This window comes from Limnobacter thiooxidans, assembly GCF_036323495.1.
Classification (GTDB): domain Bacteria; phylum Pseudomonadota; class Gammaproteobacteria; order Burkholderiales; family Burkholderiaceae_B; genus Limnobacter; species Limnobacter thiooxidans.
This window is the reverse complement of sequence record NZ_AP028947.1, coordinates 318,400-339,015: the sequence shown is the minus strand read 5'-3', so window position 1 is coordinate 339,015 and position 20,616 is coordinate 318,400. Positions and strand designations below refer to the sequence as shown.

General features: G+C 51.2%; 22 protein-coding genes. 5 read left to right on the top strand and 17 right to left on the bottom strand.

Annotation, left to right across the window (positions count from 1 at the left end; genetic code table 11):
- Window position 1 precedes the first annotated feature (1 nt).
- From rfbD to rfbB, 3 genes are all read right to left on the bottom strand, one after another.
- Window positions 2-949 carry a dTDP-4-dehydrorhamnose reductase gene (gene rfbD, locus RGQ30_RS01480; RefSeq protein ID WP_338284646.1) on the bottom strand — a complete coding sequence of 316 codons (948 nt, stop codon included), beginning with the start codon at window positions 947-949 and terminating at the stop codon, window positions 2-4.
- 427 nt (window positions 950-1,376) lie between these two features.
- Window positions 1,377-1,535: a hypothetical protein gene (locus RGQ30_RS01475; protein WP_298219407.1), complete on the bottom strand. Its 159-nt coding sequence runs from the start codon at window positions 1,533-1,535 to the stop codon at window positions 1,377-1,379.
- Window positions 1,536-2,564 (bottom strand): dTDP-glucose 4,6-dehydratase, encoded by a 1,029-nt coding sequence (rfbB, locus tag RGQ30_RS01470; protein WP_130558662.1) that lies wholly within the window; start codon window positions 2,562-2,564, stop codon window positions 1,536-1,538.
- A gap of 138 nt (window positions 2,565-2,702) precedes the next feature.
- Between rfbB and RGQ30_RS01465 the strand changes: the two genes are divergently transcribed.
- Window positions 2,703-3,104: a hypothetical protein gene (locus RGQ30_RS01465; protein WP_130558663.1), complete on the top strand. Its 402-nt coding sequence runs from the start codon at window positions 2,703-2,705 to the stop codon at window positions 3,102-3,104.
- Between the two features lie 120 nt (window positions 3,105-3,224).
- Window positions 3,225-4,994 (top strand): PAS domain S-box protein, encoded by a 1,770-nt coding sequence (locus RGQ30_RS01460; RefSeq protein WP_130558664.1) that lies wholly within the window; start codon window positions 3,225-3,227, stop codon window positions 4,992-4,994.
- A gap of 12 nt (window positions 4,995-5,006) precedes the next feature.
- Here RGQ30_RS01460 and RGQ30_RS01455 read toward each other — a convergent pair whose 3' ends face one another.
- From RGQ30_RS01455 to gmd, 9 genes are all read right to left on the bottom strand, one after another.
- Window positions 5,007-5,510, bottom strand: a complete 504-nt coding sequence (locus tag RGQ30_RS01455) for a transcriptional activator RfaH (RefSeq protein WP_130558665.1) — start codon at window positions 5,508-5,510, stop codon at window positions 5,007-5,009.
- Between the two features lie 2 nt (window positions 5,511-5,512).
- Window positions 5,513-6,061 (bottom strand): dTDP-4-dehydrorhamnose 3,5-epimerase, encoded by a 549-nt coding sequence (rfbC, locus tag RGQ30_RS01450; RefSeq protein WP_130558666.1) that lies wholly within the window; start codon window positions 6,059-6,061, stop codon window positions 5,513-5,515.
- A gap of 1 nt (window position 6,062) precedes the next feature.
- Window positions 6,063-6,941 (bottom strand): glucose-1-phosphate thymidylyltransferase RfbA, encoded by an 879-nt coding sequence (rfbA, locus tag RGQ30_RS01445; RefSeq protein ID WP_130558667.1) that lies wholly within the window; start codon window positions 6,939-6,941, stop codon window positions 6,063-6,065.
- Window positions 6,942-7,008: 67 nt separating this feature from the next.
- A complete protein-coding gene (locus RGQ30_RS01440; RefSeq protein ID WP_130558668.1) occupies window positions 7,009-7,332 on the bottom strand; it encodes a hypothetical protein in 324 nt (107 codons plus the stop codon).
- On the bottom strand, window positions 7,329-8,165 hold the full coding sequence (locus RGQ30_RS01435; protein ID WP_130558669.1) for a hypothetical protein: 837 nt from the start codon (window positions 8,163-8,165) through the stop codon (window positions 7,329-7,331). Before RGQ30_RS01435 ends, RGQ30_RS01440 begins: the two co-directional genes overlap by 4 nt.
- 75 nt (window positions 8,166-8,240) lie before the next feature.
- A complete protein-coding gene (locus RGQ30_RS01430; protein ID WP_130558670.1) occupies window positions 8,241-9,728 on the bottom strand; it encodes a mannose-1-phosphate guanylyltransferase/mannose-6-phosphate isomerase in 1,488 nt (495 codons plus the stop codon).
- An 8-nt stretch (window positions 9,729-9,736) separates the two neighbouring features.
- A complete protein-coding gene (locus tag RGQ30_RS01425; RefSeq protein WP_130558671.1) occupies window positions 9,737-10,219 on the bottom strand; it encodes a GDP-mannose mannosyl hydrolase in 483 nt (160 codons plus the stop codon).
- Between the two features lie 4 nt (window positions 10,220-10,223).
- The gene (gene fcl / locus RGQ30_RS01420; RefSeq protein ID WP_130558672.1) at window positions 10,224-11,195 is read right to left on the bottom strand and encodes a GDP-L-fucose synthase; all 972 of its coding nucleotides are present in this window, start codon (window positions 11,193-11,195) and stop codon (window positions 10,224-10,226) included.
- On the bottom strand, window positions 11,192-12,310 hold the full coding sequence (gmd, locus tag RGQ30_RS01415; RefSeq protein ID WP_130558673.1) for a GDP-mannose 4,6-dehydratase: 1,119 nt from the start codon (window positions 12,308-12,310) through the stop codon (window positions 11,192-11,194). Before gmd ends, fcl begins: the two co-directional genes overlap by 4 nt.
- 125 nt (window positions 12,311-12,435) lie before the next feature.
- Between gmd and RGQ30_RS01410 the strand changes: the two genes are divergently transcribed.
- From RGQ30_RS01410 to RGQ30_RS01400, 3 genes are all read left to right on the top strand, one after another.
- A complete protein-coding gene (locus tag RGQ30_RS01410; RefSeq protein ID WP_130558674.1) occupies window positions 12,436-12,732 on the top strand; it encodes a helix-turn-helix domain-containing protein in 297 nt (98 codons plus the stop codon).
- Window positions 12,729-13,562, top strand: coding sequence for a hypothetical protein (locus tag RGQ30_RS01405; RefSeq protein ID WP_130558675.1), 834 nt, complete (start codon window positions 12,729-12,731; stop codon window positions 13,560-13,562). Before RGQ30_RS01410 ends, RGQ30_RS01405 begins: the two co-directional genes overlap by 4 nt.
- A gap of 248 nt (window positions 13,563-13,810) precedes the next feature.
- Window positions 13,811-14,218 carry a hypothetical protein gene (locus RGQ30_RS01400; protein ID WP_130558676.1) on the top strand — a complete coding sequence of 136 codons (408 nt, stop codon included), beginning with the start codon at window positions 13,811-13,813 and terminating at the stop codon, window positions 14,216-14,218.
- 188 nt (window positions 14,219-14,406) lie between these two features.
- On the opposite strand, the gene RGQ30_RS01395 is transcribed toward RGQ30_RS01400, so the two are convergent.
- The 5 genes from RGQ30_RS01395 to RGQ30_RS01375 form a co-directional block, all read right to left on the bottom strand.
- Window positions 14,407-15,531 carry an MraY family glycosyltransferase gene (locus tag RGQ30_RS01395; protein WP_338284645.1) on the bottom strand — a complete coding sequence of 375 codons (1,125 nt, stop codon included), beginning with the start codon at window positions 15,529-15,531 and terminating at the stop codon, window positions 14,407-14,409.
- Between the two features lie 514 nt (window positions 15,532-16,045).
- On the bottom strand, window positions 16,046-18,934 hold the full coding sequence (locus RGQ30_RS01390) for a YjbH domain-containing protein (RefSeq protein ID WP_338284644.1): 2,889 nt from the start codon (window positions 18,932-18,934) through the stop codon (window positions 16,046-16,048).
- The gene (locus tag RGQ30_RS01385) at window positions 18,931-19,500 is read right to left on the bottom strand and encodes a hypothetical protein (protein ID WP_338284643.1); all 570 of its coding nucleotides are present in this window, start codon (window positions 19,498-19,500) and stop codon (window positions 18,931-18,933) included. The genes RGQ30_RS01390 and RGQ30_RS01385 overlap by 4 nt, the downstream gene beginning before the upstream one ends.
- A 229-nt stretch (window positions 19,501-19,729) precedes the next feature.
- Window positions 19,730-20,023 (bottom strand): hypothetical protein, encoded by a 294-nt coding sequence (locus RGQ30_RS01380; protein ID WP_130558681.1) that lies wholly within the window; start codon window positions 20,021-20,023, stop codon window positions 19,730-19,732.
- A gap of 124 nt (window positions 20,024-20,147) precedes the next feature.
- Complete coding sequence (locus RGQ30_RS01375; RefSeq protein ID WP_130558682.1) at window positions 20,148-20,606, bottom strand: arsenate reductase/protein-tyrosine-phosphatase family protein; 459 nt, start codon at window positions 20,604-20,606, stop codon at window positions 20,148-20,150.
- Between the last annotated feature and the right edge of the window lie 10 nt (window positions 20,607-20,616).

Sequence of the window (20,616 nt, the reverse complement as noted above, 5' to 3'; positions counted from 1 at the left end):
CTCAATAATTCAACACAAAATTGCGCACACCCTTGGTCCATTCCGGGGGGTTAACGCGGAAAGTATCGATCAGCTTTTTGTTGTTCAAAACTGAATATGATGGCCGCTGCGCCGCAAAATTCATGTCGGCAGTCTTGGCCCGCTCAATGTTGGGCATGCGCTGAACAAGCCCTTGCTTGTGGGCATGCTCAATGGCCAAACAGGCGTAGTCGAACCAAGTGGTCACACCGGCTGCACTGGCGTGAAAAATTTCGCCGCTTGGAATTTCTGATGGAAAATCGGGCAGAAAGGAAGGTGCCAATTTGCCCTGAATTTTGTAGCGGTGCATCGCAACCACGCCAGCCACACTCAAACCCAGCTCAGCCAACCAATTGGCGGGTGTCGGGGCACTGGTTTGGTCGTCCACCACCTTCAAGGTGTCACGCTCTTGGGCCAGTTTGATCATGGTTCTGCAAAAATTGCCGCCCCGCTGCCCATACACCCAGCTGGTACGGAAAACCACCCAGTTACCACCCACTTCCTTCAGATACTTCTCGCCCTCAAGTTTCGACTTGCCGTAAACGCTCAAGGGGTTGGTCGGATCGCTTTCTGAATAAGGCTGGGTGGCTTTGCCGTCAAACACGTAATCGGTACTGTAATGCACCAGGGCAACACCCTGTTTTTTGCATTGCTCGGCCAACACGCCCACTGCCTTGGCATTGATGGCATGGGCCAGCTCAGGTTCAGTTTCAGCTTTTTCAACGTTGGTGTAAGCGGCAGCATTGATGACCACATCGGGCCGAACGTCTTTCAGCGCGTTCACCAGTGTATCGGGCTTGCTAAGGTCTGCTTTGTCGCGGCCGTAACTGACCAGTGCATCCATGGTTTCCATCAAAGCCGGTTTGGCATGTTGACCAATCGTGTGGCCAAGCTGGCCTTGTGCGCCAAGCACGAGTACGCGAATTCCCAAAGCGAAGTTCTCCTGAACACTGATGCAATAGTTTAACTGAAGCGCGATGAGCGCAAGGGTTGTGCAGTCACTGCCTGTGCTACTGGCTGGATCGGTATCTGTGCTGCCGGCCGAATCGGCGCGAATCCCAATCGATCGCCAGAAAACCTGAATTTCCCTTATTGAATACACACTGACTCACCTCGCTTGGCAAAAAAGAAGGCCAAGACTCGGTGTCGGCTTGTCGCCGACCATGGCGTGTGTACTCAAACGGGCAGGTTTTCTTAAAGGCGAAGCGATTGGGACAGCGCCACCGATTGGGCCTTGAGCCCTGCGCTGAACAAGTGTGACAGTGGCGGGTTGGTAGCAACTCTCGGGCTCCGACTCAAGCCAATGCAGCAATGGGTTTGTCCATACCGCACATTCAGGAAAACCGCCTCTTTTTGTCTCAGCCCACTGCGTGTGCCACTGGGCACCACAAAGCCTCGGCCATCTTTTTTGCCGAGGCTTTGTGAGTGGTGGATGGGATCAAAAAGGGATCAGCGGTTTTCAGTGCGGAATTGGGCAACCCTGCTGCATTGGCTACATCAGCCGAGTCGATCCACATTCAACGCCCTGCTGTCACCTCAGCCACCCATGCCTGATTGGCCAAATACCACTGCACGGTTTTCCGAATACCGGTCTCGAATGTTTCTGCTGGCTTCCAGCCTAATTCACGCTCAATTTTTCGCGCGTCAATTGCATAGCGTCTGTCGTGCCCGGGGCGGTCGGTGACAAAGGCAATCTGGGTGGCGTACGACACACCATCCGCGCGCGGGCGCAACTCGTCCAGCAACTTGCAAATCAGGTTTACCACGTCAAGATTGGCTTTCTCATTCCAGCCACCAATGTTGTAGGTTTCACCGATGGCGCCATTTTCAAGGACGCTGCGGATTCCGCGGGTGTGATCCTCGACGAACAACCAGTCACGAATTTGCTGGCCATCGCCATAAACAGGCAAAGGCTTTCCCGCCAGCGCATTCATGATGCACAAGGGAATCAGCTTTTCCGGAAAGTGGTAAGGGCCGTAATTGTTGCTGCAATTGGTCGTCAGTACAGGCATTCCGTAGGTGTGGTGCCACGCTCGAACCAGGTGATCACTTGCTGCTTTGCTGGCTGAATAGGGGCTGTTGGGCTCGTACCGGTTGGTTTCTGAAAAAGGAGCATCCCCCGCCGCCAGCGTGCCGTAAACTTCGTCCGTGCTGACATGCAAAAAACGAAAACCAGCTTTCTCGGTCCCTTGCAGCTTGTTCCAGAATTCGCGAGCACATTCCAGCAAGCGATAGGTACCGACCACATTGGTTTCAATGAATGCACTCGGTCCAAGAATTGAACGGTCTACATGGCTTTCTGCGGCGAAATTCAAAATTGCCCGGGGGGTGTGCGTCTCCAGAATTGCTCGAACCTGATCCACGTCGCCGATTGAGGCATGCACGAATGTGTGATTCGGGTTTTGCAGAACGTTGCCCAGCGTACTCAAATGGCCGGCGTAGGTCAGCGCATCCAGGCTGACAACGGGTTCATCGCTGTGTTCAAAGTGCTGCCGTACAAAGCACGAACCAATAAAACCCGCTGACCCGGTAACCAATAAAGTCATAATTGCCCTGTCAATTGCTTAGAATAAAATCTGGAAAAAAGAAAACGCAGTTCCATTTACAATGGCGTATCCAAAACTGGATACCCGACATCCAATTATTGCAGGCTTGAACTCATACTCATTTAATAAGGACAGAACATGATTGAAATCGCAAGCAAATTTAGTCGACTCACCTTGATCACGATTGCTTCAGTACTTGCAACAGCCTGCGTGGCCATCGTTCCAACACCCAGTAAAACAGAGGGGGACGGGTCACAGAACATACCCCCTGCCACATTGTGCAATATTGAAGGCAAACAGGTTCAAGACCTTTCCGATGGCACCACCAAAGCCACCATTACCCAGTCTTGCGAAGAAACAGTGGTGCTCATTCAAAACCTGCATGACAAACACCCCAAGCGCTGCAGAGTATCCACAGGAAAAAATATTACCGAGCTGTACATCATGCCCGGTGAAAGCCGAACACTGACACAGACAGGGCCAGTTGAACGTGACGCCGTGCAGCTGGGTTGTGTCAACGACTGGAACCGTACCAAGTAAGCCATCCATTTGGTGTAACCCGAACTAGGGGGAATTTACCCCCTTGTCTCGGAGTTTCCGATACGCAAATTTACTCCAGAATCGAAATCATTCAATGAATGTATTCAGGAGCTATTCCCCATGCGGCTGTTCGGAAATTCCAGTCAGAACCAGATTCTCGACCAAACCATTGACGCGGTTGTCAGCATTGACGAGAAAAACCGGGTGACTTATTACAATGCCGCCGCCGAAAAACTGTGGGGCTACACTGCTGATGAGGTCATCGGCCAGAACGTCAAAATGCTGGTCCCTCATGCCATTCAGGGCAGGCACGACGACTACGTCAACAACAATCGAAGCACCGGGCAAGACAAAATCGTGGGCACGTTTCGCGAGGTTCAGCTTGAGCGCAAGTCTGGCGAAACAATCTGGGCGTCTTTAAGCCTTTCTCGGGTCAAAACCGGTAACAAGATTTGCTACACCGCATTCGTGCGCGACATTTCAGCCGAGCGCAATGCGCGCGAGCAAATCAACCAGACACTTGAACAAACCATTGACGCGGTCGTCACCATCGACGCACGCAACAATGTCACCTTCTTCAACAAGGCCGCAGAACAGCTTTGGGGCTACAGTCGCGACGAGGTGCTGGGCAAGAACGTCAAGATGCTGGTTCCGGTTCAGCTTCAATCCAACCACGACAACCTGGTGAATGCAAACCGCACCACCGGCATGGACAAAATTGTAGGCACCAGCCGCGAGGTTCGCATTGAACGCAAAGACGGCCGCGTGGTGTGGGGTGGTTTATCGTTGTCCAAACTGCGTGTGGGCGACGACATCATGTACACCGCTTTTGTGAAAGACGTAACTGCCGAAGTGGCGCAACGGGAGCAATTCCGCCTGCTGTCACTGGTCGCCAACGAAACGGACAACTCGGTGGTGATTACCAACGCAGAGGGTTTGATTGAGTACGTCAACCCTGGGTTTGTGGCTTTGACAGGCTACAAACTTGACGAAGTTCGCGGTAAAAAGCCAGGTCACATTTTGCAGGGCAAGGAAACCTCGCCTGAAACCGTTCAAAAAATTCGGGACAAACTTCGCAGCCGCGAAGCCTTTTATGACGAAATCCTGAATTACGACCGGCACGGAAAACCCTACTGGATTTCACTCGCCATCAACCCGGTGTTTGATGCAAAAGGCGTGTTGTGCCAATTCATCTCGATCCAGGCCAACATCACCGAAACGAAAACCCGATCCGTTGAATTTGACATTCGGCTAGAGGCCATTCAGCGTTCCAACCTTGTGCTGGAATGGAATGCCAACGGTGATATTGAAATTGCGAACACCCTGCTCAGAAACTTGTTGGAAGCCAAATCGAACAACGATTTGCTTTTGCCAGAAAACAAGCTGGACAAGGCAGTCAGCACAACCGAGCTGGCAAAGCTGCGCAAAGGCGAAGCGGTCAGCACAGAACTTGCCTTCAAAACAGCAAGTGGCAGCGCAGTGTTCGTGGCCGCCACCTTGACACCCATTGCAGGCTTTGATGGCAGCATCAAGCGCATCGTGATGTATGGCGGCGACATTACCGCACGCCGCCGCACCATTGAAGAAACCAATCAAGCCATGCGGGATGTATTGAAAGTCAGTGATCAGATTGGATCCATTGTGGGAACCATTGATGGCATTGCATCGCAAACCAACTTGCTGGCCTTGAACGCAGCCATTGAGGCCGCACGTGCTGGCGAAGCTGGCCGCGGCTTCGCTGTGGTGGCCGATGAAGTGCGGGGCCTGGCACAACGAAGTGCATCCGCAGCGTATGAAATTTCCAACCTGGTGGGTGAAACTAAAAAGAAGGTGGAAGGCCTGGCCAAATCACTTTCCGAACTGGACGCCAGACAAGCCGACGAAGGTTAAACCCCGTGGGGGTCACGCTTGGTCCAACTGGTCTTTTCTCAGTTCGACGTTGCGTTCGGCCCCCATGATGTTCAACAACACAATCACGCGGTGGTCACTTTTTGCCAAAGCAATGGTGCCCATGAATCCCTCCAGTGGTCCTTCAGCCACCCTCACTTTGCCACCCACCTGCAATTCATTTGCACGCTGTAAATCAATGACATAGTCGGCGTCGGCCCGTGCATGAATAAAGTCAATCAAGTCATCGGGCACAGTGGACGCTTTTCCACCAAACTTCACCAGATCAACACAACCTTTGGTTGAACGCAATTTGGAAAAGTCATCCACACCAGTTTTCAGACGCACAAACATGTACCTTGGAAACAATGGCTCAACCACGGCAACACTGCCCTGCCCGGCTTTTCGTTTCTGAAGGCGCGCGCGTGGATACAGCACTGTGTAATTCTGCCGCTGCAAATTTTCAAGGGCCACCGCCTCCTGCCGTGGCTTGGTGTAAATCACATACCACTGAGCCATTGCTATAGCTCCGTAAATGCGATGCCATCCGCATCTTTGGCAGACACAACCGGGGCTGAAATTCCCAATTTTTTCAAAGGCCAGTCAATATTCAGAACAGGGTCATTCCAGGCCAGGCAACGCTCGTGTTCGGGGCTGTGAAAGTCGGTGACCTGGTAGTTGAGAATGGCTTGATCAGACAAGGTTAAAAAACCATGCGCAAAGCCCGCAGGTATCCACAACTGCTTCTGATTCACTGCATTCAGCTCACAGCCAAACCACTGCCCGAAGGTTTCCGAATTTGATCTCAAATCCACAACCACATCAAATACGGCCCCCGTCACCAACCGCACAAGCTTGCCCTGTGCTTTGGGCGATTCTTGCCAGTGCAATCCGCGAAGTACACCTTTTGTAGAAAGTGATTCATTGGTTTGCACGAATTCTGGCTGCAAGCCAGTCAATTGCTTGAACGTTTTCGAATTAAAACTTTCCAGAAAGTAACCGCGTGCGTCCCTGTGGACATTCGGGGTCAACACCAACAGGCCTTGCAATGGAGTTGTTTGAAGATTCATTTCAGACCCAGCCATCCATCAAACCCAAAAGGTATTCACCATAACCGCTCTTGCTCAAAGGCATGGCCAAAGCCGACAACTCCGCATTGGAAATCCATTTGTTGCGCCATGCGATCTCCTCCGGGCAAGATACCTTCAAGCCCTGCCTGCGCTCAATGGTTTGAATAAAATTGGCGGCGTCCAACAGGCTATCCGCCGTTCCGGTATCAAGCCAGGCCTGCCCTCGCCCCATATGTTCCACAGCCAATTGACCCGCTTCCAGATAAGTACGAATCACGTCTGTAATTTCCAGCTCCCCACGGGCTGAAGGTTTCAACTCCTTCGCAATTTGAGGCGCCTGTTCATCAAAAAAATACAAGCCTGTCACTGCCTTTTTACTTTTGGGTTTCAGAGGTTTTTCTTCAATACCCACCACCAGCCCTTGCCCATCAATTTCCAACACGCCATAGGCCTCTGGTTTTGCCACTGAATAGGCAAAAATAGTGGCCCCACGTTTTTGTCCGTAGGCGTATTGCATTTGGCGCACCAGGTTTTGTCCATAAAACAGGTTGTCACCCAACACCAAGGCACAGGGAAGCCCCTGAAGAAACGGCTCGGCTACCAACAGGGCCTGGGCAACTCCACCTGGTTGATCCTGAACAGCGTATTCAATTCGCATACCCCAGCGAGAACCATCGCCCAGCAACTGCTCGAAACGAGGGGTGTCATGCGGGGTGGAAATGATCAATACCTCGCGAACACCAGCAAGCATCAATGTACTTAGAGGGTAATAAATCATGGGTTTGTCATAAACCGGCAGCAATTGTTTGCTGACAGCCGAGGTGGCTGGATAAAGTCGGGTGGCTTGACCACCCGCCAAAACAATGCCTTTGCGGTTCATGGGTTGCGTCGCTGTGGTTGATTCAAGCCACAATATTGAGGCTTTCTGCAACTTGCATCAAGCCAAACTACAACAGTTGCGCAAGCCTGCCAAAAGCCGAAAGCTCTTTGGCCACTGCTTCCAGCTTTTCATACGGTGTGGGTAACCCTGAAACTTCATGTTGCAATCGTTGCACATTCAAGGCCAAAGGAATTAACTGGGTTTTTGCATCTTCAGTCAATTGGCCCAGTGTCGAATGCTCGGCATTCACCAAAGCCAGGTAGGCTGCAGAAAGCGATCTCTGGTGCAGCTTGCGCTGATCTGCATTCAAAGTGGAGATATCAATCAAATACAGGTCTGCGAACACACGTTCAATGTTTGTCCGCATGTCATTGAACTCTTGGTCATTCATGGTTGGGTGGCCGCTTGAAGGTTGGAAGCGATCTGATCCAGGCTTGCACGCATGTGCTCAAACCCGCCCTGACCCCGCAATACATCCAGCCAAGCCTGTTGCATGATCAGGCTGACCTGCCTTGCCTGTTCCAGCAATGCAATGGTGGGCGGGCGTTTGATATCGGCAATCCAGGCTTTCTTCCACGTCTCGGACAACTTCTTGTCGTCTACAAAAGGCTTCTCAACTTTCTCTCGGTACTCCACTTGCCGGGCCAGCGCCTCCCGGCGGGTAACCCATTGAATTTGCTCTTCCAAAGAAAGTTGGTTTAACAAAAGCGCCTGCGACACCGTGTCGGCATCGCGAATCAACACGGCTTTAACCTCTGCGCTGTGCTTCCAGTCCGCCACATGCCCAGCCAAACCGGCCATGGCCTCCTTGCTAACGCGGGTTATTCCACCCAGGTCGGGTGACTTGTTCAAGGCCTCGACCAGTTTCTTCAAAGACCTTGATGTGCCTGCGCTGGTGTCGCCTTTTGCCAAGGCCTCAAGTTCTGCAAAATACCGGGCCTGCGTGTCCAGGTAGCTTGCAAGTTCGCTCAGCATTTGCGCGCGCTTGCGCATGACCTCGGTTTGAGCCTGCAAAGTGTCATGTTCTCGGGGTAATTCGGGAAGCAGATCAGCCGTAAATTCCAGGGAATGATCCAGCGCAAATGAATTGACCTTCTTCAAGGTCTCAGTGTACTGCCCGCCTGTTTTGGCCACGCCCTCTAACTGCGAAAGCGTTTTGCTTGCGCAGGCTGTTGTCGTCAATACAACCAGGCAAAGTACAAGGTAGTGAAATGGTCGGTGCAAGAAAACCTCCGGATTGAGAACTCAATTTACCGGAGGTTGAAAGATGGTGAGAAGCGCTTGGATGGGTGGCTTTCGTCAAGCCCGGCCATACACATCGTCAAACCGAACGATGTCATCCTCTTCGAGGTAATCCCCGCTTTGCACTTCAATCATCACCAGGTTCAACACACCGGGGTTGACCAATCGGTGCCTGTTACCCGCAGGGATATAGGTCGATTCATTCTTGCGTACCAAAAATACATTTTCACCATTGGTTACTTCTGCCGTGCCGCTGACCACAATCCAGTGCTCGCTGCGATGGTGGTGCATTTGCAAACTGAGGGCGGCACCAGGCTTTACTTCAATACGCTTTATCTTGTATCCGCTTGAATCCTCAAGCACGGTGTAGGTACCCCAGGGGCGGTGCACAGTGGGATGAAAATTCACCAACTCACTGCCTTGTGCCTTCAGGGTTTCCACCACTTTTTTTACATCCTGGTGACGGCTTTTATCGGCCACCAACAGTGCGTCCGGTGTATCAACAATCAACAAATTCTCCACGCCCAGCATCGCCACTGCCCGGTTTCCCAAGCGAACATGGGTATTGCTGCTGTCGATCGAGATCAGTTGACCCGTCCCTTCTTGCTGAAGGGAATTGCCTTTTGAATCGGCACTGAACTGCTCAGAAAGTGCCGCCCAGCTTCCAATGTCGCTCCACTGAAAACTGGCTGCCACCACCGCTACATTGCTGGCCTTTTCCATCACCGCGTAGTCAATGCTGATGTCGGGCAGTTTTGCAAATTCGTCTTTATTGAAAGCGAATGCGCTGCCGGTTGATTTTGCGTTTTTGGTTTCCTTTGCCCCCGCCCACACGGTTTGCGCTTGCAACGCAACAGCGGGTTCATTCTGTGTCAAGGCTTGCAGTACGTCACCTGTACGCAGGGCAAACATACCGCCATTCCAAACATACTGACCACTGGCCAGATACTCCATGGCCAACTCCAGCTTGGGTTTTTCCACAAAACGCTGAACGGCGAAAGCGCCATTGAGCTCATCGACAGGCGCACCCTGCTGAATGTAGCCAAACCCCGTTTCGGGTGCTGTAGGGGCAATACCAAAGCAAGTCAGCCAACCCTTGCGCGCAGCAGCTACCGCATTTTGTGCCACTTGAACAAACGTGGGTACAGGGTTTATCAAATGGTCTGCGGGGAGAACCAGCAACACAGGGTCTTCATTCGGATATTTCGTTTGTGCCCAAAGCGCTGCCAAGGCAATAGCGGGGGCAGTATTACGGCCTTGAGGCTCGAGAAGTTGGTGAAGGGCAATATTGCCGCCCTCGCTGTTCAGCACAGGGGTGCATTCATCTTGCAGCAAGAATTGGTAGCTTTCATTGCTGACCAACAATATGTCTTCCGAGCCCACCGCCTTCACTACAGCCGCAGCACGGCGTACGGTCTGCGCAATCAGGCTTTCCGCCCCAAGTTTCAGAAATGGCTTGGGGAAGTTTTTGCGCGACAACGGCCACAAGCGCGTTCCAGCTCCACCGCACAAGATTACCGGGATGACTCGATTGTTGTTACTCATGATTGTCTTCATTCCTGAAAATAAGCTTTCGTATTCGGGTGCACCTGTGGGTCAAGTAGCAACGCATCCACAGACATCCACAAATAATTACTGTGCTGGGCTTTGGGCAATGTGGCCAAACTGGAAAAAACGGGCAGGTGCTTTGCTGAATTCAAGCGGTGGGCCAACACCACATAATGGGTACCCAAGCCTTCGACACCAGCAAAATTGTCAGTGTAGTGGTGTTCATACACCCCATCAAACAAGTCCTTGCCTCTCACCTGAATGGACTCACCCAGTTCATCAAACACCACACGTTCAAAAGCTTTTTGCAAAGTTTCACCTTTGCGCACCACGCCGCCGGGGACAAACCAGTAATGCTGCGCGGGCCTGTTGTTACGCCACCCCACCAACACTTCTTCCTGTGCATTGGTGATGATCAAGTCAATTGAAACAAGCGGTGCGCGTTGAACGACCTCAGTCCATTCCTGAGTGCTGTACCAAGTACCCACAATCTCAAACCTGCCTTAGTCCTTCAACATTGTTCAAAAACCAGGCATAAGTCTTTTTCAAACCAGTTTCAAGATCAATGCTGTATTCCCAACCCAACTTCTTCAGGCGATCCACATTCATCAGCTTGCGCGGTGTGCCATCGGGTTTGGTCGTATCGAATACCAACTTTCCTTCAAAGCCCACCACGCGTTGCATGGTTTCTGCCAGTTCACGAATGGTGCAATCCACGCCCGTACCCACATTGATGTGGCTCAGCATGGGTTGCGTGTTGGTCTGGTAAGTGTCGTCATCGAGCAGCAACACATGCACACTGGCAGCCGCCATGTCGTCGACATACAAGAATTCCCGCATGGGTGTACCTGTGCCCCACACCACAACTTCAGAATCACCCCGCACCTTGGCTTCATGAAAACGACGCATCATCGCCGGTATCACATGGCTGTTCTCGGGATGAAAGTTGTCATTTTCACCGTACAGGTTTGTGGGCATTACGCTGCGGTAATTGCGGCCGTACTGGCGGTTGTAACTTTCACACAACTTGATTCCCGCAATTTTTGCCACCGCATAGGGTTCGTTGGTGCATTCCAGCGTTCCAGTCAAGAGTGCAGTTTCCGTCATGGGCTGCTCAGCCAGTTTGGGATAGATGCAGCTTGAACCCAGAAACAGCAAATGCTGGCAATTGTTGGCGTGCGCGGCTTGCACCACATTGCACTCCATCATCAGGTTCTGGAAAATGAATTCGGCGGGGTAGGTGTTGTTGGCGTGAATACCGCCCACCTTCGCTGCAGCCAACACCACGGCATCAGGTTTCTCGTCTGCAAAAAAACCGTTCACGGCGGCCTGGTTACATAGGTCGAGTTCAGCGTGGGTACGGACCACAATGTTGAGGTAACCCAAGGCATTCAAACGGCGCACAATTGCGCTACCGACCATGCCGCGGTGGCCCGCTACATAAATCTTTGCGCTCTTGTTCATTCGCGGCTCACTGCGATGCTGTATCCATGCTGCTTCAACAACGCATGCTGGCGCGCGGCATCCAAATCAACCTGCACCATTTCCTGCACCATTTCCTGAAGGGTAATCTTAGGTGTCCAACCCAGCTTCTGTTTCGCCTTGCTTGGATCACCCAGCAGCGTTTCCACCTCCGCAGGGCGGAAATAACGGGGGTCCACCTGCACTACAACACTGCCTTCTTTCAAGGCTGGGGCCTTGTCGCCTTCCACCTTCACGACGATCCCTTTCTCATCCACGCCCGTTCCTTCCCAGCGCAGTGTTACACCCAACTCACCCGCCGTCATTTCGATGAACTGGCGAACGCTGTATTGCACCCCGGTGGCAATTACAAAATCGTCTGGTGTGTCTTGCTGCAGCATCAGCCACTGCATCTCGACGTAGTCTTTTGCATGCCCCCAATCACGCAGCGCGTCCATATTGCCCATGTACAGGCATTGCTCCAAGCCCACGGCAATGTTGCTCATTCCGCGTGTAATTTTTCGGGTTACGAAGGTTTCGCCACGGCGCGGGCTTTCATGGTTGAACAAGATACCGTTGCAGGCATACATGCCATAGCTTTCGCGGTAGTTCACCGTAATCCAGTAGGCGTACATTTTTGCCACGGCATAGGGGCTGCGCGGGTAAAAAGGTGTCGTTTCCTTTTGCGGAATTTCCTGAACCAAGCCGTACAACTCGGAAGTACTGGCCTGGTAAAAACGGGTTTTCTTTTCCAACCCCAGAAAGCGGATGGCCTCCAACAGGCGCAATGTACCCATCGCATCCACATCGGCTGTGTATTCCGGACTTTCGAAGCTCACTGCAACGTGGCTTTGTGCCCCCAGGTTGTAGACCTCATCAGGCTGAACCTGCTGAATAATTCGGGTCAAGTTGGAGCTGTCGGTCAAGTCACCATAGTGCAATTTGAAACGGGCGTTTTCAACATGCGGGTCTTCGTAAATGTGGTCCACGCGCTGGGTATTGAACAGGGAAGCACGGCGCTTAATGCCATGTACTTCGTAACCCTTGCTCAACAGGAACTCAGCCAGATACGAACCATCCTGCCCGGTTACACCGGTAATTAACGCCACTTTGCTCATTCTTTGGTGCCTTGCAATAAATTGATTCAAAGCGAAAGCATAAAGCGCTCAAGTGAAATCACAAAGTAAGCACACTCATTTTTTAGTATGATTTAAACATTACTTTTTATATTTTTAATTTTTTGATGAATATAGACGGCGCTTCAAACGAAAACCTTCTACTGAAAAATCAACTCGATCTGGCCGCACTGGTTCGCAGGCAACGTCTTCAAGCGGGTCCCAAGGGCGGAAAAATGACAGCCCAAATGCTTGCAGAACAGGCGGGGGTCAGCCGCGACACCATTTTTCGAATTGAACGCGGGGAAGATGTGTCGTTTTCTACCGCCATGGCTGTGCTGCGCGTGTTTGGCCTTGGGCTAAGCGCAGCACCCGTTCATTGGCCCACATTAAACACAGCGCAGCAATACTTCAAAACAGTGTGAATACTTCAGCCCCCATTCAGCTACTTCAAGTATTCAACGGCGGAAAGCCCTGCGGTTGGCTGGGGCAAACGCCCACCAGCTACTGGTTTCATTACAGCAGCAACAACCCACAACAACACTGGGTCAGTTTGCTGATGCCACCCACAAGCAACTTCTACCAGCAATCCGAGTTGTTTCCGGTATTTGGACAACACACGGACCGGCTGAATCAGCTACACCTGCTAAATGGCACACAGCTGGGCGCACTCAGCTTTGCCAACCCCGATAACCCTGTGGTTACTCCGCCGTTGCGCACGCCGCCCTTGCTTCGCGCCGGGCAAACCGCACTTATCGCAAATCCCGGTGGCTTTCAGGTCAGGCGGCCTTTTGCAGATACCCTTGTGCACCACCCAAGCTGCTGGCCCATGGTGCAACACCTGCAACTGTCAAAAAAACAGATTGACCCCAGCAACCGTCTTCATGCCTTGCGGTGGACACAACATGTTCAGCACACTAATGACTGGGTGCAACACCCGCGACCCGACCTGCAACCCCACCAACACCAGTTATACGGATTCGAAGCGATACATTCCGTGTTGAATATCAACCTTACACAATTCAATACCCTTGCAAAAAATAGAAGCAAATTTGCACAGGTATTGCAGGAAGTGGTGCGCACCTTCTGCAAGAACCCAAGCGCGGAAATGGCATTGCTTGCTTTGCTGCTGCGCCACCTTCAGTTGGGGTACCTAAATGCTTACCTGGTGTATGAACAAGCTACGACACAAACGGCAAAGCAACAGCCCAGGGTGCTTGGGCTAGAGTACTTGCCAGGCACTCCACTGCCTTAAAGTGTAGGGAGCAATCTGGCTTTTTGCTGTGGCATGGCAAGCCCAACTCAGGTCAGATAGCCCTGTTTTTTTTACAACTCACAATTAGTAAAAATTTTTGCGCCGCTAAAACATCTAAAAGTTCAATTAAACAACCACGATTTAGTAAACAACTCTAAAAATCTACTTCATAATAAGAGAGAGAGGGTAAGAATATACCTGACAACATAATTACACAGTTTTTAACATTCCTAAACCGGGTTATAGCCATGACTATTTTCGCGATCGCAGCGGGGCTGATCGTCGCTTTTTTTGTTGGCCGACACATCTTGCAAGGTGGCCTACTGTTAAGCAATGGTGAAAAATTTGTTACGCATAATTTGCGCTTTCAAAAACTTGCAGATGGCAATCTTCATCTAAAAGCCAAGGGTGGTTTACTTACAGACAAGTTTGACATTAAGTTGCATTGCAACGATATTGACATGCTTGCTTTTGCAGTTGGCCATAGACCCATGAACAAAAACCTGGACAAAGCCGGCTACAAAGTCTACCGCTTGGTGCACATACAACGTAAAGCCAACCCAGAACTTTTACGCACCACAATCGGTGACTTCACACTCAAACCGAGTGCACAAAACAAATTCAAGAATTTCACCAGTCAATACATTGAAACCTGAGAATCAGTGATTAAAAATGTTTAAGTTCAAACACATATAGTAAAAAGGCCCCATCTTAGTGGGGCCTTTTTCATTTATTTCTAAAAAATTATTGAGTCATTCATAAAAAGCTACTTCAAGGTTTTCTCTGCAAAATTCACCAAACTAAAATAGCAAGGATCAGGAATCCTCTTTTGGGGCTAACCAAGTTATTTGTTCTCCCAAACAGCGTTCCGGGCAATATAACGCCCAAGCAACTGGTAGGAAATTACGTAAAGCAGCGCAGTGCATACAAAACCTAAAGCATGCAAGCCGAGTTGATCAAAATACAAAGCCAGCGCCACAGATAACAAGGTGAACAACCACAAAAATGGTGAGGCTTGAGAATTCACGCAAATACCCACGGCTCCGCCACGTTTGCGGGCCACTATTTGCAGGCTGCGTTGAAAGTACTGGTGAAAATGTGAACAATCGGGCTGCCCGGGATCGGCATTCACCAATTTGCGACGCAAAATTGAATACAGCACTTCGATCACTGGGTATGCCAATACCGACAACACCGACCAAGCATTAATTTCGTTGTAATTGGCTTGCAACAGCACGGCCAGCACAGCTAGGGCGAAACCCAGAAAATACGCCCCACCATCACCAAGAAACAAGCGCCCCACAGGGAAGTTGAACACCCAAAAACCCAATACTGCCGCAGTCAGCAAAATTGCATACAAAGCCATGTCCATGGCTTGATGCTGCAAGCCTAGTAACCCAAGGCCAAGGGCCAGGATGCACACCACTCCACTGGCCAAGCCATTCAACCCGTCAATCAGGTTAATGGCATTGCTGTAACCACTCATGGCAAAAGCAGTGAAACACCAAGCCACCGGTGCAAAGGCGAGTAATTTATCGAGAGGCGCCCAACTCACAGAGGTAACTACTGCACCCAATGCGCCACAAGCCAAAAAGCCACCCAGAAAAGTGGCTTGCAAACGCAGCTTCACTGAAATTTTCTTGGTAATGTCTTCAGCAAAACCAATCATGAAAACAGGAAATCCGCACACCAACAGCAGCAAGTTAAGCTCAAACAAAGGGTGGTCGCGGAGTCCCATCCAAACCACACCAGCAGCCACCGCGATAAAAATTGGCAGCCCACCAATTCGAGGTACTGCAACTCGATGCAACTTTTGTACCCCGTTCAGGTCATTGTCAAGACTGAAGCGCGCATGCCATTGTTGTGTCAGCAGAACGGAGGCACAAGCAAAAACACTGACCCCAAACAAACCACCAAACAATAGAATGGGACTTGTCGCGGAACCGGTCAGTTTGATCTGTGATGTCATGTGAACAGTGCCATAAAGCACCAAGGCCACAAAAGCGACGAATGTGCTCCATACCCATACACGGGAAGTAAGCACTAAGCTGAGTCTGCCACGAAAACCTGGTGACTTTATTTTTATTGGGGTACTCATCGTTAAGCACCTGCCCCTGTTAATTTAGATAGATACCGCACAATCAGGGAATAAAAGTACCTCTATTCCCGGTATTGAAATTTTTATAAACCGGTAAGCTGCAACTGGATCAAAACCAATTTGCAGGAGTAAAAAATCATGCTGCTGACAGGACTACTTAATTCGCGCAAGTTTAATCTTGAGTATCTTCGCGCAAAACTTGCTCGCTGGGTTCAACCCGCTTAAGCCTAAACTTTAATAGTAAATTGGTTTTTACCACACCCCGTAAACTGGGGGTACTTACTCTATTTATCGAGTAAGCGTACCGTGAAACCTATTGCGAGAACAGAGCTTAGAGTAAATACTCCATAAAAATATTGCAATGCAGCATAAACACTCTGAATTTTTATTGGGCAGCTGGGTTTGCATATCTCAACAGGCGTGGGTCACGTGCTTGCGTGAAATCATACAGTTCAACGCTACGGCTTAATTTCGCCCCCCCATCACGCGTCAATGGGTTGAATACCAAATTGGCTGTTCCAGCCACACTTTGCGTGAAAAAGGCATCGAACGGCAATGTGACATACACACCCTTGTCGAAACTACCTTCACCAAACTGCGCTGCACTTACGTTTGTACGCGTAAAAAAGGCGCCCATCTTGACACCGTTTTCGAACACCCGACTTAAATCCATGGTGGCGCCTTTGTCACCAGCCAAATACTGACCCACACTGGTTTTCACTAATATATCTTCGAACCCGGTATCCCAATAAAGCGTGGCATGTCCGGTATTGACCTGGTAATCACGCAGGCCAAAATCTTGCTCAAAACTTCGCTGCCTCACGCTATTTACGTCTACTCCAAACGCAACTGGACTGTTCATTGGCCGGTACAGCACCTCCCCTCCCACACCAGCAAACATGTCTTCAAGCAAGCCGCCATATGTGGTGTAAAACACTTCGCTACCCAGTTTGCCGTAATGGGTTAACTGCAAGTTCGGAATTGTGAAGTCCGAGGTTGTGGCGTATTCACGCTGAAAAGTACGTACCCTCGGCAGGTTACTTGGCGCGGTGTAGGTAAACTTGTCGAAATTGTCCAAGAGTGCTGCCCGCACCCGGCCGCTGGCCACAGTGTTCTCGGTAAGCTCGTAACTGACGTTACCCAAAGCCGAGATCTGATAGAGAATAAAACCATCAGGCCCACCCAGAATTTGCCGGTAACCCGCGCTTACACTGGTTTTCCAGGGGCTTTGCGGGTTGTCAAACAGTGTTTGGTAAGGGTATTTGATTCGTTCACGCTGCTTGGTGGCAGGCATGTCGCGCCAGGCATTGGGCAACAAAGTGGTGCGCTGGCGCACCCACAAATTGCGGTCAACAATGTGCTGGCTGATTTTCTGGCCATTGGCCTGGTACTCGTAGTTAAACCAGGCGTATTCGGCAGGCGCATGCTTGTGCAGCACTGCAGTTGCACGGTCTACGGTGTATTGCCAGTAACCTGCGTCGGCTTCATCAATGAGCAGTTTCAGTTCACCGTCGTCGCCCTGCACCTTTGTGGCGACCCAACCAGTTTGCAGCTTCAGTTCCTCAAGTACAGCCGACCAACTTACCGGGCCAACGGGTGGTGCTTCATTTACTTTTGGGCTGGGTGCGTCGCTTAGTTTGGGTGTACCGAAAGTATCCAGCTTTTCATGAAAGCTTAAGGCCACCATGACCTCGGTGCCGCGTTCATAGCCCAGAGTAAAGTCCATGTAGTCATTGACACGGTGTAGCAAGCCCACGTTCACATTGGTACTTTGCTCCAGATTGTTGCCAAAGGGCTCACTTTGGTAATCATTGCCCTCTACTTCAAGCTTGAGCACCCAATCTTCCCACGGTAGTTGCACCTGGGCACCACCAAACAGAGCGGCGGGGCCCTTGAAAAAGGTGTTGGAATCTACAGTACCACCCAAGCCAAAGCTGGCATTTGGTCTTCTATCGAAGGAGTCCCCGATAACCTTGAATGGGTTGCTTATTCCACCCCCCACGCCCAAACTGCCCCAGCCGATACCCAAACTAAAGTCGACAGCACCTACGCGTTTGCTGCCAACCAAATATTCACCACTAAACAGACCCGTACCCGCCACATCCCGAAAACCTACAGACAACTCGGGCAAATAGGCGTTTTCCCGTAGCAGGCGAAATTTCACGTCAAAGTTTTTGTCTTTGAAACTTTGGTCCGGATTGGTGGCTGAGACCCCGAATTTCCTGTTGGTCAAGTTGTTATACCTGAAACCAGCCTCCATCCAGTCAAATGGTTGCAACATGAAACTGTAGCGGCTGTATGGGCTGGTTCGGCTGAATGTGGCGCTGTAGCTACCCGCTGGGCGCATGCGCGCAGTTGGCGTTTGCAACAGGCCGACCACACCCCAGTCGCTGCTGCTCAAATACCATGGCTCGCTGGATTCCAGTGTCTTGGGTTCAGCCACTTCAAACTCAGGCAACAGCGCCTTTTGTTTTAAAGGCTTGGCTGTGTTGTGATTACTATTAGTTGGGGGTACAAACTCGCCCTGGGTGGCCAGAAAACTGGCAATGGCCTCATGCTGCCACTGCTCACCTGCCACCTGGCGGCTTGGCGCCCACAGCCAACTCCCGGGTGCAGGGGCACCCTGGGGCTGCTCGTTCCAACCATTCACGGCTAGCCTTTCTACACGACCATTCGGGTTTGCAACCCAGGTCCAATCTACCTGTGTGTCTACACCCAACCAGCCTTTCCATGCGCTTTGCTGGCCAAGACATGCTTCTATGTATGCCTGTGCCGCAGCCACTGGCTGGTGCGGTACCACACAGGTTCCCAAGTCGCTAAGCACTGTTACCGTGTTGGTGCCCTGCGGCAACACCACCGTGTAGGCGCTATTCAGTACAGGATCATACTCGGGGCGTGCTTGCAAGTAGTTTGCATCGGTACTTTCCAACTGCAAGCGCCCATTTACGGGCATTGCACCCACACGCTGCAACACCTGCTGCAATGCCGTATTGTTACGGTTTGCCGTGCGCAAGGCTTGAACAGCCCTGTCCCGGATCATTTGTTGCTCAATGGCATCGGCGCTTTTGGGGGCCAGTACCAACAGGCTACTCAAGCGATATTCAGGCTCAATCAGCCCGGGCAACCATCCCTGACGCGCCAACAGCGCCGATAAACGTTCAGTGCCTTCTGGCTGAACAGTTAAAGCGGCTGCTAACAAATGGCCCGGCGCAATAGTCGCACCTATCAGTGCCGCCAAGGCGGTCAGTTTAAAAGGGGTACGAATTTTATTCATTGGCGGTGCCATTCCAGGCAATAAGTGGGGGCCAGGCATTGTTTGCCATATACAGCAAGGGGCAGCTCGCTTGCCGGGGTGCCTTCGGGCAAGGCTTGCGCAAAACCATACACTGCGGGCGGCAAACCCTTCAATGCGGCAGGCACTGTGTTGCCTGTAAATCTGTCAAATGTTTCGCTATACCAATACAAACCTTTTGCGGCACTGGCCTGTTTGGCCAAATTACTTTTAGGCGGTGCGGTAGGCTGCAATTGCAAAGTGGCCTGTACATTGAACAGGCCCAACTCAGGAACATCAAAACGCATAACGGTTTGCTGCGCTTGTGAGCCACGTGTGTACTGCACATTGGCCAGGTTCACATTCAACCCCGTTGTATCCAACAGGCGGTTGCCCTGCAAGCGAACTACTTCGCCCTTGGCGGCGTACCACACCTGTAAACTGGGGTACTGGTAACCCAATACGGTCAACGAAGCCGCCCCGGGTACCTCCACCTGCATGTACTGGTAAGCCGAGTTGCGCGGCACTGCATCAAAGTTCCGGTTCGGCCCCTGATAAGCTGCCTTCAAACTGCTAAATGCGGCCTGGTTCAGACCGGTACAAGCAGTTGTAAAAGTTGCAACTGCACACAAAATCAACGGCAAAAAAAGCCGTTGGTCGGGCCAGTACCTAAGCCAATTCCACATTCGGGTGTAGTCCAGAAAAATAAATCTTTGAAGGTGTATACGTTATCTGTGCAAACAGCACGAATAAAAAAGCCCCTTACAAGTAAGGGGCCTTCAGTACAATCAACTTCAATTAAGGAGTAACTGTACCTGTTGTACCAGTTGTGTTGTCGTCGTTAGAAATGGCAACAACAGTACCAACTGCGGCGGCAAGGCCTACAGCACCAGCCACACTCAAGCCACCAGCGGCTGCACCTGCTGCGGCACCAGCACCGGCGCCTACACCAGCACCAGCACCGGCGCCTACACCTGCACCAGCACCCGCACCACCTGCTGCGCCGCCAGAAGCAGCTGCACCAGTTTCAGACTGAGCGATCGCAACGCTCGAAAAAGCCACCATGGCCACCAATGCCAAGAAATTTTTCATAACCAATACCCCCAAGGAAAAAAAACGCTCTCGATAACTTTATAACAAAAAACTGCGCCTACGTCACCCTTTTCGGGTGAAGATCGAAAAATACATATAAAAACAAGGACTTTGTCAACAATTCTTACAACAGAGCGCGCAATTTGGGCAACCACAAATCAATATCGCCCTCCAAAACTTTCAAACATGCATCAAACTCGTTTGGACCTTTGCCAATGGGGTCAGCCACCTCGCTTTGCTGGTTCCAGTGCCCCATCAGCCACACCTTGCCAGAATAGGCTGGGTAGTTTTGTACAACCCATTGCTTGTGGCGGCTCTCCATGACCAGCATCAATTGGGTCGCGTTGGCCTGTGGCATCAGCAGTTGTTCGGCACGCTTTTCTTCCCCAATTGAATACCCAGCCCGCTCCAGGGCGCCCAAGGCTTGTTTGTCAGGCCGCTTGCCAGTCAAGGCTTGCACACCACAAGAATTTACGTTGATTTTCAGGCCAGCGGCATCTGCCTTGGCTTGCAATATGGCTTGGCCCATCGGGCTTCGGCAAATATTGGCAGTACAAATCACGGTTACTAAAGGGGTCGCCATCGCCAATTTT

Bases quoted from the DNA above. Each gene is read 5' to 3' on its own strand.
- RGQ30_RS01475 (WP_298219407.1), bottom strand. From the start codon at position 1,535: ATGTGGATCGACTCGGCTGATGTAGCCAATGCAGCAGGGTTGCCCAAT.
- rfbB (WP_130558662.1), bottom strand. From the start codon at position 2,564: ATGACTTTATTGGTTACCGGGTCAGCGGGTTTTATTGGTTCGTGCTTT.
- RGQ30_RS01465 (WP_130558663.1), top strand. From the start codon at position 2,703: ATGATTGAAATCGCAAGCAAATTTAGTCGACTCACCTTGATCACGATT.
- RGQ30_RS01460 (WP_130558664.1), top strand. From the start codon at position 3,225: ATGCGGCTGTTCGGAAATTCCAGTCAGAACCAGATTCTCGACCAAACC.
- RGQ30_RS01455 (WP_130558665.1), bottom strand. From the start codon at position 5,510: ATGGCTCAGTGGTATGTGATTTACACCAAGCCACGGCAGGAGGCGGTG.
- rfbC (WP_130558666.1), bottom strand. From the start codon at position 6,061: ATGAATCTTCAAACAACTCCATTGCAAGGCCTGTTGGTGTTGACCCCG.
- rfbA (WP_130558667.1), bottom strand. From the start codon at position 6,941: ATGAACCGCAAAGGCATTGTTTTGGCGGGTGGTCAAGCCACCCGACTT.
- RGQ30_RS01440 (WP_130558668.1), bottom strand. From the start codon at position 7,332: ATGAATGACCAAGAGTTCAATGACATGCGGACAAACATTGAACGTGTG.
- RGQ30_RS01430 (WP_130558670.1), bottom strand. From the start codon at position 9,728: ATGAGTAACAACAATCGAGTCATCCCGGTAATCTTGTGCGGTGGAGCT.
- fcl (WP_130558672.1), bottom strand. From the start codon at position 11,195: ATGAACAAGAGCGCAAAGATTTATGTAGCGGGCCACCGCGGCATGGTC.
- gmd (WP_130558673.1), bottom strand. From the start codon at position 12,310: ATGAGCAAAGTGGCGTTAATTACCGGTGTAACCGGGCAGGATGGTTCG.
- RGQ30_RS01410 (WP_130558674.1), top strand. From the start codon at position 12,436: ATGAATATAGACGGCGCTTCAAACGAAAACCTTCTACTGAAAAATCAA.
- RGQ30_RS01400 (WP_130558676.1), top strand. From the start codon at position 13,811: ATGACTATTTTCGCGATCGCAGCGGGGCTGATCGTCGCTTTTTTTGTT.
- RGQ30_RS01395 (WP_338284645.1), bottom strand. From the start codon at position 15,531: ATGACATCACAGATCAAACTGACCGGTTCCGCGACAAGTCCCATTCTA.
- RGQ30_RS01390 (WP_338284644.1), bottom strand. From the start codon at position 18,934: ATGAATAAAATTCGTACCCCTTTTAAACTGACCGCCTTGGCGGCACTG.
- RGQ30_RS01380 (WP_130558681.1), bottom strand. From the start codon at position 20,023: ATGAAAAATTTCTTGGCATTGGTGGCCATGGTGGCTTTTTCGAGCGTT.
- RGQ30_RS01375 (WP_130558682.1), bottom strand. From the start codon at position 20,606: ATGGCGACCCCTTTAGTAACCGTGATTTGTACTGCCAATATTTGCCGA.